This window comes from Actinoallomurus sp. CA-142502 (genome assembly GCF_050936355.1).
In the GTDB taxonomy this organism is placed as follows: Bacteria; Actinomycetota; Actinomycetes; order Streptosporangiales; family Streptosporangiaceae; genus Actinoallomurus; species Actinoallomurus iriomotensis.
On record NZ_JBNJMY010000001.1, the window covers coordinates 2264891 to 2277466 of the forward strand.

General features: G+C 72.1%; 11 protein-coding genes. 4 read left to right on the forward strand and 7 right to left on the reverse strand.

Translation table 11 applies throughout. From position 1 onward, the window contains the following. Positions 1-88 precede the first annotated feature (88 nt). Positions 89-1525 carry a proline--tRNA ligase gene (gene proS / locus ACQEV1_RS11080; RefSeq protein WP_285620247.1) on the forward strand — a complete coding sequence of 479 codons (1437 nt, stop codon included), beginning with the start codon at positions 89-91 and terminating at the stop codon, positions 1523-1525. A gap of 94 nt (positions 1526-1619) precedes the next feature. Here the strand turns inward: proS and ACQEV1_RS11085 are convergent, their stop codons facing one another. The 5 genes from ACQEV1_RS11085 to ACQEV1_RS11105 form a co-directional block, all read right to left on the reverse strand. Next, positions 1620-2846 (reverse strand): glycosyltransferase, encoded by a 1227-nt coding sequence (locus tag ACQEV1_RS11085; RefSeq protein ID WP_285620245.1) that lies wholly within the window; start codon positions 2844-2846, stop codon positions 1620-1622. A 397-nt stretch (positions 2847-3243) separates the two neighbouring features. Further along, positions 3244-5025 (reverse strand): SpoIIE family protein phosphatase, encoded by a 1782-nt coding sequence (locus ACQEV1_RS11090; protein WP_285620243.1) that lies wholly within the window; start codon positions 5023-5025, stop codon positions 3244-3246. A 226-nt stretch (positions 5026-5251) separates the two neighbouring features. Next, entirely contained in the window at positions 5252-5980 is a 729-nt protein-coding gene (locus tag ACQEV1_RS11095; protein ID WP_285620242.1) for an ANTAR domain-containing protein, read from the reverse strand. A 67-nt stretch (positions 5981-6047) separates the two neighbouring features. Beyond that, the gene (locus ACQEV1_RS11100) at positions 6048-6536 is read right to left on the reverse strand and encodes a CBS domain-containing protein (protein ID WP_433393478.1); all 489 of its coding nucleotides are present in this window, start codon (positions 6534-6536) and stop codon (positions 6048-6050) included. A gap of 77 nt (positions 6537-6613) precedes the next feature. Further along, positions 6614-7426 carry an SSI family serine proteinase inhibitor gene (locus ACQEV1_RS11105; protein ID WP_433393480.1) on the reverse strand — a complete coding sequence of 271 codons (813 nt, stop codon included), beginning with the start codon at positions 7424-7426 and terminating at the stop codon, positions 6614-6616. Positions 7427-8022: 596 nt separating this feature from the next. Here ACQEV1_RS11105 and ACQEV1_RS11110 point away from each other — a divergent pair. The 3 genes from ACQEV1_RS11110 to ACQEV1_RS11120 are packed head-to-tail and all read left to right on the forward strand — an operon-like array spanning position 8023 to position 10823. After that, positions 8023-9483 (forward strand): hypothetical protein, encoded by a 1461-nt coding sequence (locus tag ACQEV1_RS11110; RefSeq protein ID WP_433393482.1) that lies wholly within the window; start codon positions 8023-8025, stop codon positions 9481-9483. Positions 9484-9513: 30 nt separating this feature from the next. Continuing rightward, a complete protein-coding gene (locus ACQEV1_RS11115; protein WP_285620236.1) occupies positions 9514-9876 on the forward strand; it encodes a hypothetical protein in 363 nt (120 codons plus the stop codon). Next, on the forward strand, positions 9873-10823 hold the full coding sequence (locus tag ACQEV1_RS11120; protein WP_285620234.1) for a DUF6177 family protein: 951 nt from the start codon (positions 9873-9875) through the stop codon (positions 10821-10823). Before ACQEV1_RS11115 ends, ACQEV1_RS11120 begins: the two co-directional genes overlap by 4 nt. Before the next feature lie 12 nt (positions 10824-10835). On the opposite strand, the gene ACQEV1_RS11125 is transcribed toward ACQEV1_RS11120, so the two are convergent. Both ACQEV1_RS11125 and ACQEV1_RS11130 read right to left on the reverse strand, forming a co-directional pair. Further along, a complete protein-coding gene (locus ACQEV1_RS11125; protein WP_285568642.1) occupies positions 10836-11423 on the reverse strand; it encodes a sigma-70 family RNA polymerase sigma factor in 588 nt (195 codons plus the stop codon). 433 nt (positions 11424-11856) lie between these two features. Then, positions 11857-12501 (reverse strand): TetR/AcrR family transcriptional regulator, encoded by a 645-nt coding sequence (locus ACQEV1_RS11130; protein ID WP_433393485.1) that lies wholly within the window; start codon positions 12499-12501, stop codon positions 11857-11859. Positions 12502-12576: the final 75 nt, after the last annotated feature.

Below are 12576 nucleotides of genomic sequence, written 5' to 3' on the forward strand. Positions count from 1 at the left end.
TAGACCGCCCGCCTGTGTGAGGGACATAAGGGGGCTCGCCTGAGCCGGTCGTCCACATGGGGTGCCGTGGGCCGGTACGCTCGGCAGCGTGAGTCGGGAAGGTGTAACTCCTCAGTCTGAAGACTTCTCCGCCTGGTACAACGAACTCGTCATCCAGGCCGAGCTCGTCGACCGCGGCCCCGTGCGCGGCACCATGGTCATCCGGCCGTACGGCTACCGGATGTGGGAGCTGCTGCAGGCCGACCTCGACGGGCGCATCAAAGAGGCCGGGCACGGCAATGCCTGCTTCCCGATGTTCATCCCGGAGTCCTACTTCAAACGCGAGGCCGAGCACGTCGAGGGCTTCTCGCCCGAGCTGGCCGTCGTGACCGTCGCCGGTGGCAAGGAGCTGGAGGAGCCGCTGGTCGTGCGGCCCACCTCCGAGACCGTCATCGGCGAGTACATGGCCAAGTGGATCGAGTCGCACCGCGACCTGCCGCTGCTGCTCAACCAGTGGGCCAACGTCGTGCGGTGGGAGCTGCGCCCGCGCATGTTCCTGCGCACGACCGAGTTCCTCTGGCAGGAGGGCCACACCGCGCACGCCGACGAAGAGGACGCGATGCGCGAGACCATGTGGGCCCTCGGCGCGTACGCCGGCCTGGCGCGCGAGCTGGCGGCGATCCCGGTGATCGAGGGCGAGAAGACCCCGAGCGAGCGGTTCGCCGGTGCGGAGCGCACCTACACGATCGAGGGCATGATGCGCGACGGCCGGGCCCTGCAGTCCGGCACGTCCCACTACCTCGGCACCAACTTCGCCAAGGTCTTCGACATCACCTACCAGGACGAGGACGGCAAGCTCGTTCACGCCCACACGACCTCCTGGGGCATGTCCACGCGCATGCTCGGCGGCGTGATCATGACGCACGGCGACGACAAGGGCCTCGTGCTGCCCCCGCGGATCGCGCCGTACCAGGTGGTGATCGTGCCGATCGGCCGCGACGAGGCCGCCGAGCGCACCGCCGCGGCAGCCCGTGACCTGGCCGGTGAGCTCAAGCGGGCCGGGGTGCGGGTGCACGTCGACGACCGGTCGCAGCTGCGTCCGGGCTACAAGTTCAACGAGTGGGAGCTGCGCGGCGTCCCGGTGCGGCTCGAGATCGGCCCGCGCGACCTCGACGGCGGGGTGGTGACGCTGGCTCGCCGCCTCGGCGACCAGGGCAAGGAGCAGATCCCGCTCGACCGCGCCGCGGAGTTGATGCCCGGCATCCTCGACGACTTCCAGGCCTTCCTCTACACCCGCGCGGAGCGGTTCCGCGACGAGCACACCGCCGACGTCGAGAGCTGGGACGCCTTCCCGGACCAGGTCTCCCAGGGCTGGGCGCGCGTGTTCCACTGCGGCCGCACCGACTGCGAGGACGCCATCAAGGCCGACACGGCGGCGACGCCGCGCGTCATCCCGAGCGACGCGCCCGAAGAGCACGGCGTCTGCTTCCGCTGCGGCGAGCCGTCCGCGTACGGCAAGCGGATCCTGTACGCCCGCTCGTACTGAGCTCGCCTACGCCTGAGCCGTACGCGCCGGTGCCGAAACGGGCGAACGGAAAGACCCGGGAGCGGTCGCTCCCGGGTCTTCTCTGTGCCGGGCGTCAGCTCGCGACGGCCAGCTCCAGTTCCTCCTCCTCGTGCACGTCCTGCTCGGGCTCGGCGGCCGGGAGCACGGACTCATAGGCCTTGAGGGTCTCGTTGGCGACCCGCTCCCAGGAGTAGCGGGCCCGTACCCGGTCGGCGCCGCCGATCCCCAGAGCGGTCAGGTGGGTGCGCTCGGCGAGCAGGTTGCGGATGCGCTGGGCCAGCTCGGCCGGCCGGCCGGGCCGCGCGTAGACGCCGGTCACGTCGTCGATCACCGTGTCGAGGTGGCCGCCGACGGGAGTGACGACCACCGGCGTGCCGCAGGCCATCGACTCGACCGGCACCCGGCCGAAGGACTGGTACGAGGGCAGGCTGACCGTCAGGTCCGCCGACCGCAGCAGGCCGGGAACGTCGTCGGGGTCGACCCGGCCGAGGAAGGTGACCCGCTCGTCCACGCCGGCCTCCTTCGCCGCGATCCGCAGCCGGTGGATGCCGGGGTCGCCGTCGAGCTCGTCGGGAGCCGGCCCGCCGGCCACGACCAGCTCGGCGTCGGGGATGCGGGAGAGCGCCTTGATGGCGGTGGTCACGCCGTCCTCGGCGAACCGCCGCGACAGCATGACGATGCGCGGGTTCTCGCTGCGGGGGAGAAGAGTGCGGCCCTGCGGCGTGAAACGCTCGCTGTCGACGCCGGACGGCACGCAGGCGATGCGCTTGCGCGTGACGCCGAGGCGGGTGAGCTCGTCGCACTCGGTCTCGGTGGTCGCGACCAGCGCGTCGACGCTGCGGCTGATGGCCCGCTCCACGCGCAGGCGGGCCGGGGAGACCTCGCCCCCTCGCCGGAGGGAGGCCAGGCCGTGGAAGCTCTGGACGATGGGGATGTCGAGGCCGTCGGCGGCGGACATCGCGACGAGGCCGCTCAGCCAGTGGTGCGCGTGGATGACGTCGGGACGGCCCGCGACCAGGCGCTTGGCCAGCTTGTCGGCGAACTCCCGGATATGGGGGAGGACCTCCTGCTCCGACATCGGCAGAGCGTTGCCGGCGGAGATGAACTCCACGTTCACCCGCGGCGCGAGGCGGACCCGCTCACCGGAACCGAGGCCGTCGCGGCGCGTGTAGATGGTGACCCGATGTCCCTGGCGGCCGAGCTCGCGCGCCAGCTCGGCGACGTGGACGCGAACGCCTTCGTGCGACGAGGCTTCCGTGGCGACGGGGTTCGTGTGAACGGAGACCATGACTATGTTCATCGGGCTGACTCCTGAATATCCCTGGGGAGGGGGTTCGTCTGGGTGGCCGTGGGCGACGGGCCTCGTCCGGCCGGACGAGGCAGGGCGTCGCGACGACCGAGGGGGGAGAGATATGAGCGCCGGCTCTCACGACCGGAGAAGAGCGTGAGCGTGCGCCCCGCCGCCGGACGTACGTCCGTGTCGGCGATCAAGGAGGAGAACGCGTGCGTCAGCCTCGCGCTGGCGAAAAGGCTTGAAGTACGCATGCACACCCTCCGGAAGTCGAGGGCGGATATACCGCCCTCCCGTGGTGTGCCTGCGTCTTAGGCACGGTTACTTGCTATGTCACTTTACCTGCCGGGCACCGGTCTAAACACGATCACCCGGATCTTGTTGAAAAAAGATCACCGAGCCCGGCTCAGCCGGTCACCCGGAGCGCGAGCATCGACACGTCATCGCGCAGGTCACCGCCGGAGAAGTCCAGCAGGGCGCTCTCCACGGCCAGCACGACATCGGCGACGGGCTGCTCGCCGTGGGCGGCGAGGATCTCGATGAGCCGCTCGTGCCCGAACCGGGTCTGCGCCGGGTCCGACACCTCGGGCACGCCGTCGGAGTAGAGGAACAGCGTGTCGCCGGGCTCCAGGTCGAGCTGCTCGACGCCGACCCCGAAGTCGTCCTCGAACAGGCCCAGCGGGAAACCGCCGCCGCTCGTCGTGCGGATGACGCCGTCACGGCGGATCAGGATCGCCGGCGGGTGCCCGGCACTGGCCACCGTCATCGCCATGCCGTGGTCGCGCGGCTCGAGGTAGGCCATCACGGCGGTGACGAAGCGCTCGTCGTCGATGAGCGCGTCGTTCATCATCGACAGGACCTCGGTCGGCTTGGGATTCCAGCGGGAGAGCAGCCGGATGCCGTTCTTGGCGGTGGCCGTCACCGCCGCGGCGTCCTCGCCCTTGCCGCACACGTCGCCGAGGACCATGCCCCAGCCCGAGCCCGTGGGGAACACCTCATAGAAGTCGCCGCCGAAGCCGGTGTCGCGGGTCGCCGGATGGTGGCGGCCCGCCACCTCCGCCCCCGGCACGGATGGCAGCTCACGCGGCAGCAGACCGGCGCGCAACCGCTCGGCGACCACCGCACGGCGGCGGTAGCGCCGCCCCGCCCGGATGACCAGGGCGAGGTTGCGGGCGAGCCGCTCGACCAGGCCGAGGTCCATCAGGTCGAACGGGCCCTGCTCGCCGGAGACGGCGAGCGTCAGGGTGCCGTGGCACCGCTCGCCGTCGTCCAGCGGCACGCAGATCAGCGACGACGCCTGGATCAGCCCGCACACCGGAGGCCCGGTCGGACTCATGCCGAGTACGCCCAGATCGTCGAGGTGCGCCTGGAGCACGGATCGGCCCGAGACGTGCACGGTGGCCGGCAGGGTGTCCGGGGCCGGGTCGAGGTCCTCCAGCGTCCGGGCGACCTCGGCGCTGCGCTCGTCGTCCGGGCCGATCACCACCTGCCGCAGAAGCCGCTCGTCGCGTTCGAGGTCGATGAGGACCCAGTCGGCCAGCTCGGCGGCCAGCAGCCGCGCGCAGCGGCGTACGGCCACGGACTCGGTGAAGGAGTCGTCGTCCAGGAGCATGCCGGTGGCCGTGGACAGCACGTCCATGCGGTGGACGACCGTGGCCACGGCGTCGTGGGTGGCGGTGGCCTGCTGCGGCAGATCCTGGGCGGCCGGCTCGCGCGTCGCGGGGGCGGTGGCCGCGACCACCAGCGGGTCCGGCTCACCGGTCACCCAGACGCGGGCGAACGTCACGTCCACCTCGACCGGGCCGTGCCCCGACAGGAGCCGCACCCGTGAACGCTTCCGGCGGCCCGAGTGGAACACTCCGGCGATGTGCGAGCCGACCGTGGCCCGCGTCGCCAGGTCGCAGAACGTCGGGAACGGCTTGCCGGTGAGGTAACCGGCCGAGGAGCCGAGCAGCGCCCCGGCCTGGCGGTTGACGCGGCGTACGGTGCCGTCGCGCTCGAGCAGGAAGAGGGGCACCGGCGCGTCCTGGAAGACGGTGCGCAGCAGCCGGCGCTCACCGTCGGCCACCTCGTTCTTCGCCTGGGTGGAGGTCTGGTCGGCCCCCACCGTCCGCAACGCCGTCACGGCGCGTTCGAGGTCGGTCAGGGCGGCGTCGAGCAGCGCGGCCCGGTCGGCGTCCGGCAGCAACGCCGCACTGCTCAGCTCTCCGGCCCGGCCCTCCAGAGCGGCGATCTCGGCGCGGAGTGCCTCAGGACGAAGAGACTCGGGTGGTCGCTGGTCGGGAATGCTGCCCTCCGGCTGGCGGGTCGGTCGGATCGGTCGGGGTCGGTCGGCTGTGCGTAACTCTAACCCGCCTCCGAAAGCGGGCGAATCTCTGACTGGAACCTGTCTCGAAGAGGGCGGAGTCCTGGGACTAGTGGTGCCCGGAGGTCTCCGTGCGGCTGCCGGAGACGATCCGCTGGGCGATCGCGGTCAACTTGACGTGCCGGGTCTGGGAGATGCGCTTGAGCTCGGCGAACGCGGTGTCCGCGTCGCAGCCCATCGCATGCATCAGCACGCCCTTGGCCTGGTCGACGATGGAACGCGCCTCGACCGCCTGGCGCAGCTGGGTGGCGGTGCGGTGCGCGTCCTCGTACAGGCGGGTGTTCGACACCGCGGCGCCGCCCTGGGCGGCGAGCAGCGCGCCCAGGCTGAGCTCGCGCCGGTCGAGCGCCCCGGGCACCACGCCGTACATGGTGAGGGTGACGATCACTGGGCCGGTGCGGTAGACGGTGTCGGCGAAGCATCGGACGCCGCGCTGCAACGCGAGGGGCGTGTACTCCGGCCAGCGGGTCTCGGCGAGTGTGTCGCCGCAGAAGATCGGTGTCTCGCTGCGGGCCGCGTCGTAGATGGGCCCGGCCCCGCGGACGCACTGGATCTCGCTGAGGTAGGCCAGGTGGGGATGGGTGCCGGCCTGGTCGAGCGGCTCGGACGCCTCGCCCGTGCTCCAGCGTACGGCGGTGGCTCCGGCGCATCCGTGGACGGCACGGGTGGCCAGCTCGGTGATGCGCCGCAGTGCCACGGTCGCGGACGCCTCCTGCACGAGGCCGAGCCGGGCGACCTGGGTCGCCAGCTCGCTGCTGATCTGCGTTTCGAACGCCACGGATTCACGGTAGCCGCTGTACGGCGTCGAGCGTCCGCGCCCGGGCGATCCCGTGGGCCGGCCGGTGTCAGTGGGTGAGCGTGGGGGACGCGCTCCGGCGGGCGTGCTCGGAGTTCTCGTTCCGGCCGGTGTCCTGTTCTCGTTCTCGGTCGGAGGCCTCGTCTCGGTCGGAGGTCAGATCCCCGACCGAGACGACGCCCACCGGCCGGCCGTCCTCGACGACGGGAAGCCGCCGGACGGCGCGGTCGCGCATGAGCCGCAGCGCGACCTCGGCGGCCTCGTCCGGGCTGACCGTCACGATGCCCGCGCTGCAGACGTCGGCGAGGCGTGTGGCGGTCAGGTCCCGTCCTTCGGCCACCGCGCGCACGACGATGTCGCGATCGGTCAGCAGGCCGCAGAGCATGCCGTCCTGAGTGACGAGGACGTCGCCGACGTTCTCGTCGCGCATCAGTCGTGCCGCCTCGGTAAGCGGAGCGTCCAGAGGAAGGGTGACGGGTCTTGGCGTCATGACCTCATGCACTCGCCAGTGCACCGGCCGGTGAACCCTCGACGCCATGACCGACTCCTCTCGTCCGTCAAGCGCCCGCTTACCCAAGCGTGCGGTACTTATTCGAACTTCTCACCGGGCCCGGCTCAGAAGTCGAAGACCGAACCCGTCTTGTCGCGCATCACGCAGGTGTTCGGGAATTTCTTGGTGTACCGAACGGCCTGGCCATGCCACTGGCCCTGTGCGGTGACCGTGACGGGCGAGTAGATCATGAAGCACGCCCGCGGGTTGGCGTTGGCGGGCATCTGCGCCAGGTCGCCACCGGCCCGGGCGACGTCGGCGCAGGCCTGGGCGGCCTTCGGGTGCGTGCCGCCCGTCGGGTAGCACTGCAGCGTGACGGTGCGCTCGGGCGTGTTCCCGGCGGTGGTGTGCAGCACCAGGCGCGAGCCCTGCGCCGCCGGCTTGCCGCTGAAGAACGCGACCGGCATGGACTTCGGAGCGCGTGCCCGGCCGAGCTGGCGGCCCGCCGTCTGGTTGGTGCTCTGGTCGGAGACCGGGCCCTGCGGGCGGGTCGCGCCGCCGGGCTGCGCCGGAGCGGCCGGAGCGGCGCCGGCGGGCGCCGAGCCCTGCTTCGGTGCGTTGTCGGCCGGGGCGTTGGCCTGGCCGGCGGAGTCCTGCAGTTCGTCGGCCTCCTTGACCGCCGCGGCGGCCTCCGGCGGGAGCGCCGGGTCGTCGGCGTCGGCGAACGAGCTGTCCGGGCCGGTGCCCGGCCGCGAAGAGGTCGGCCTGTTGCGGACGGGCCGGGCCGGCCGGCCGTGCGAGCCGGTGGCGTTGTGGGTGCGGCCGGTGCCGTGCTCCGGCGCGGCGTTCTGCGGAGCGGCGTCGGACGGGCCGCCGCCGTCGTCCGCGTCGACCTTCACGTCGTTGTCCGGACGGCCGTGCGTCTCGCCCTCGGACACGGGCCGGTTGTGCGAGGTGCGTCCGTGGCCGTGCGCCCGCACCTTGGAATGGCCACTCGCCGCGGGCGGAGGCGCCGGCTTGGAATAGGCGTGGACCGCACTTACCGGAAGCATGGCCGGAATGGCCGCGGCTATGGAAGTAGCCAATATTCGTCGCATGTCGGTTTTTCCCCCCGAAAAAGACCGCCTGTTTTCGGCGGCTCCTCAGTCGCATACTGTAGCGCATCGATCTCACACGGTAATCATGATGGGGTGCCGTTTGTGGAGGCCAGAGGGGGCTTACGCCGATAGGATCGGGAGCAATCCGTGTTGTCAGCCTGCTGTGCGCCGAGGGGAAGACGTTGTCCGAGCCTGACTGGCAGGCCACCGCGCTTGCCGAGCTCGGTATGCCGTTGTCCGGGCTGGTGACTCCCGATTCCGGCCGGTCATCCGCGCTCACGGACGGCCACCCGGCATCGCCCCCGGAAAACCCGCGCGAAACACCCGCCCAGTCCCCGCCGACCCGGGAAAACGCCCCTCATAAGGACGATGACCGGCCGGTCGCCGCGCCCGTCGCGATGCCCTCGGACGAGCCGGGACCGCAGCCGCCACCCGCCATGCCCGCGCCGGATCCCGGAGGCGCGGCCCGTACGGACGAGGGCCGACCGGTCCCGGCGCCGTCCGCGACGCGATGGGACGAGCCGGGACCCTCGCCCGCGCCGGACCAGGGCGCCGCCTCTCAGGACGCCGCCACTCACGACGGAGGGCGACCGGTCCCGGCGGCCCCGCAGACCGTGTGGGACGAGCCGAGACCGCGCCCGCAGGCGGAGCCGCCCGCGGCCACGCCCGCCGAGCAGCGCCCCGCCTGGAGCCCGCCCACGTGGGAGCAGCCGCCGGAGCCGCAGAAGAGCCCGCGCGACGAGCCGTCGATGAACGGCTGGCCCGACCAGGCACTCGAGCAGCAGGAGGACGCCGGTCCCAACCAGGCGTCCGCCTGGGAGCTGGCGTCGCAGACCCACTGGGGCCTGGTCGCCAAGACGCCCTGGGGCACCGAGCCGCCGCCGGAGGACCAGGCGCAGCAGCCGCCCCAGGCGTGGGACCGGTCCGACGCGGAGGCCTGGCGGCGCGACCCCGGGCCGCCGGGCTCGGCGCCTCCGCAGCCCGCCGCGCCTCCGCAGCCCGGCAGGCCGGTGCCGCAGGATCTCGTACGCCGATCGGTGCACGGCGACCCGCTGATGCGGCGCATGTCCCGCGGCGTGCGCCGGGCGATGGGCACCGCCGCCGCCGACGAGATACGCCGGACCGCGGATGTGGCGCAGATCCTGAGCCGTCCGGTGTCCTCCTGCCGGCACATCGCGGTGACGAGCATCCGCGGTGGCGCGGGCAAGACCACCATCGCGGGGCTCACCGGCACGGCGCTCGCGCAGTACCGCAAGGACCGCGTGCTCGCCGTCGACGCCGACTCCGGCCTCGGCTCCCTGCCGCTGCGCCTCGGCCTCCGGATCGAGCGGTCGCTGCACGACCTGGCCGAGTCCGGGCCGCGGAGCTTCGAGGAGACGGCGTCCTTCCTCGGGCGCACGGCCGACGGGCTCTGGGTGCTGTCGGGGACCGCGGACGGGCAGATCACCCACGAACTCGACCTGGCCAAGTTCAAGACCGTCGCGAGCGCGATGAGCCGCTACTTCGCGGCCCTGGTGATCGACTGCGGCGCCGGGCTGCTGCCGGAGCTGCAACGCGGCATCCTCGCCGACGCGCACGCGCAGGTGATGGTGACGCCCGGCACGGTCGACGGGGCGCTCAGCGCGCGCGGCGCCCTCGAGTGGCAGGCCCGCAACGGCTACCAGCACCTGCTGACCCGCACCGTGATCGCGTTCGTCACGCACACGCCCCACGTCGACGCCGACCTGACCAGGGCCGGGCAGCTCCTCAGCGGCGGCGGAATGCCGGTCGTGCACATGCCGTACGACCGGCACCTCGCGACCGGAACGGCGGTAGAGTCCGCCCGGATCGGCCAGGAGACGAGGGCCGCGGCGATACGCATCGCACTCGAGGCCTTCGGCCGGGCCCTCGATGTCTGACCCCGACCGGAGAAAAGGAGGTTCGCGGCCTTGACCAGCGACATCATCGCGTTGGTGCGGAACGAGCCCGACATTCCCACGGTCGTGGAGGGCATGATCGCCTTCGGTGAGGCGCTGCGGATGGTCGAGGCCGGCCCGGGCGCCCGCCATCTCTACGATCCCGAGGGACGGCTCCTCGTCTCGATCGAGGCGCCGGAGCTGGTGCGCGTGCCCGGTGAGGTGGAGCGCCTGCTCGGTACGCAGCCGGCGGAGAGGGTACGGCTGCCGGCCTGGTGGGTGGAGGTACGCGCCGCCGCCGGGATGCCGGAGGCCCGGCGCATCGCGCGCAGGTTCGCCCAGGACATCGTGCACTGGCAGGGCGGCATCGTCTGGCCCGCGGAGGAGACCCGGTGACCCACCCGGCCGTCGACGCTCTGACCCCGAAGGCGATGGTGGTGCTCCAGGAGCGGCCGGTCGTGCCGTTCACCACCTGGCTCGCCGAGGGGCTCCGGCTGTGCAGCGAGACCGGGCGTGGCCTGCAGGTCGTGACGCCGCCCGAGTCGCGGATCACGATGCCGCTGCGGCTCGTGCTGACCGGGCCGAACAGCCGCTGGGTCGTCCGCGCCGACGGCGGCCACTATGACGGGCTCACGGGCGTACCCCTGCTGTGGGACGGCGAGGCCTTCGTCGTCGACCCGCAGGCGCGGGCGTACGCGCCGACCTACACGACGCCTCCGGCCGCGCCGGTCGGCGCCCAGCTGACGCTGACCTTCCGCGTACGGCACCCGGAGGGCGGCGCGATCGGCGGCGCGGCGGAGCAGCTGTGCCGGTCGCTCACGGGGGAGACGCCCGGCGGATGGGGCACCTCCGAGCCCGCGACGGCGGTGTGGCGGCTCGAGGACCTGGGCGAGATGTTCAGCTCACGCGTCTCCGCCGCGATCTGGCTGACCGTGGTGGGCGGGGGCGGCGGTCGCCCCGCGGTCGGCACGATGTTGCTGTCGCAGGTGGACGACGCGGCCGAGGAGGCGGTCACGCTGGTGATCGGCTACACCGATCCCCGCGAGGCGCCGGTCGGGTCGCTGTCGACGGTCATCGGCGCGCTCGCCGCGGAGTTCCCCCTGGTCTCGTGCTTCGTCCAGCTCAGCCCGGGACTGACCGATCTCACCACCGGGCCGCGCTGGGTCGGACCGGCGGCGCCGATCGGCCTGGCCGTGAGCGGCACCGCGCCGGGACCGCCCGGTGTGCCCGGGCAGCGGATCGGCGACACGGCGATGTGGTACCCCCTGGGCGACGGACGGCAACAGGAGGGCTGGCAGCGCTACGAGCAGCTCACCGGCTATCTCCGGGTCCAGGCCTCCTGAGGGCCCAGCGGGTCACGCGGCGCGTACGACGCTCACGCGAGGGGCGTACGCCTGGAGCTGCTCGCGGAGCTGGCGGCGGCCCCGGTGCAGTCGCGACATCACCGTGCCGATGGGCGTGCCCATCATCGTGGCGATCTCCTTGTACGGGTAGCCCTCGATGTCGGCCAGGTAGACGGCCGTACGGAACTCGGGGGCGAGCGCGCGCAGCGCCTTGACCACGTCGGAGTCGGGCAGCCGGTCGAGCGCCTCGTGCTCGGCCGAGCGCAGCCCGGTCGAGGTGTGCGACTCGGCGCGGGCGAGCTGCCAGTCCTCGATCTCCTCGGTGCCGGCGCGCTGGGGTTCGCGCTGCTTCTTGCGGTAGGTGTTGATGAAGTTGTTGGTGAGGATCCGATGCATCCAGGCCTTGAGGTTCGTGCCCTCCTCGAACTGGTGGAAGTTCACGTAGGCCTTGGCGAGGGTCTCCTGCACGAGGTCCTCGGCGTCAGTGGGGTTGCGCGTCATACGCACCGCGCTGGCGTACAGCGGGTCGATGAGCGGCCTGACGTCGCGTTCGTAGCGCTCGTCGTGCTGGCGGCCCGCTGCGGGTGCCGCTGTGGTCATACTCGCTCCGTAGGGTGCTGAGCTGGGCGAGCCTTCGCCCTGCGGTTGTCAGGAACCGGAGCCGGGCCGGGGGCACGGATGGAGGTACGGACTCCGGGCACAGAGCAGGACCCTGTGCGGCTGTCGGCTTCATCGCCCAAGGGAAAACGGGACATGGCCGCCGACCAGAGGCCCGAGGGAGCGGGCCGCGCTGGAGGGCGCCGGGGCAGTGTTACGCCCGATCCGCGGCGTTTGCCACGAGCAATGATTCTAACGCGGACATGCCATCCGTGAAAAGTGGTTTTGGTCACGGTCTGTGCTGGTCCGGACGTTTCCGCGTTCCGGCGCTTCCACCCCAAATCGTACGTGACCTGGAACAACATGGGAAGACCGGACGTGGAGCTGAGAAACCTGAGGCGTCGGAACGACCACTCCGGGTAGGCGGAGCGGACCGTTACCGGGGGCGGGCGCGGCGGGCGTGGTGGCCGGCCATGACGGTGTGGGCGACCTGGCGGGCGTACTCCGCCGGATCGGCGGGCAGACCCGCGACCTCGGTCATGGCCTCGGGCGGCGTCAGGAGCCGCAGCAAGGCGTACTGCTGGCACGCGCCGATCAGGAGGGCGGCGAGGTACGGCGGACGGGCCCAGGTGGCCAGGCGTCCCCCGTCGCGTTCGGCCTCCAGGTAGGCGATCACCGCGGCGTGGCTGAGAACCGGGCCCGGGGGAGAATCGTCGGGCGACTCCGGCGCGCGGTCGCGCGACCGGGCGCACAGGTCACGGTCGCCCAGGACCGCGCCGGTGATCGGCAACACGTCGGTGAAGAAGGCGATCTGGGCCTCGGCGAGTTCGGCGAGGTTGTCCTCCACCGAGTTCTGGCCGACCCGCTCGGACAGGCGGGTGAGGGCGTCGCGGATGCCGCCGGCCACCTCGGCCATGGACGCCGCGACGAGCTCCGTCTTGTCGGCGAAGTGGTTGTAGATGCTGCCCTCGGCCACCCCGGCGACGCGAGCGATCTCCTTGGTCGTGGTGTTCGCGACCCCGCGCTCTCGCATGACGGAGACGGCCGCCGCGAGGATGCGGATGCGCATCGAGCCGGACATGCGACCTCCACCTCGATCTTCGTCTCGAACGCTACCAGGGCCCGCCGCGTCGGTGAGCGCGCACTCAGCCGGGAG

What these genes read in the sequence shown, in the direction of transcription:
- ACQEV1_RS11085 (WP_285620245.1), bottom strand. Translation starts at nt 2,846, where the DNA reads ATGAACATAGTCATGGTCTCCGTTCACACGAACCCCGTCGCCACGGAA.
- ACQEV1_RS11100 (WP_433393478.1), bottom strand. Translation starts at nt 6,536, where the DNA reads ATGGCGTCGAGGGTTCACCGGCCGGTGCACTGGCGAGTGCATGAGGTC.
- ACQEV1_RS11110 (WP_433393482.1), top strand. Translation starts at nt 8,023, where the DNA reads ATGCCCGCGCCGGATCCCGGAGGCGCGGCCCGTACGGACGAGGGCCGA.
- ACQEV1_RS11125 (WP_285568642.1), bottom strand. Translation starts at nt 11,423, where the DNA reads ATGACCACAGCGGCACCCGCAGCGGGCCGCCAGCACGACGAGCGCTAC.
- ACQEV1_RS11130 (WP_433393485.1), bottom strand. Translation starts at nt 12,501, where the DNA reads ATGTCCGGCTCGATGCGCATCCGCATCCTCGCGGCGGCCGTCTCCGTC.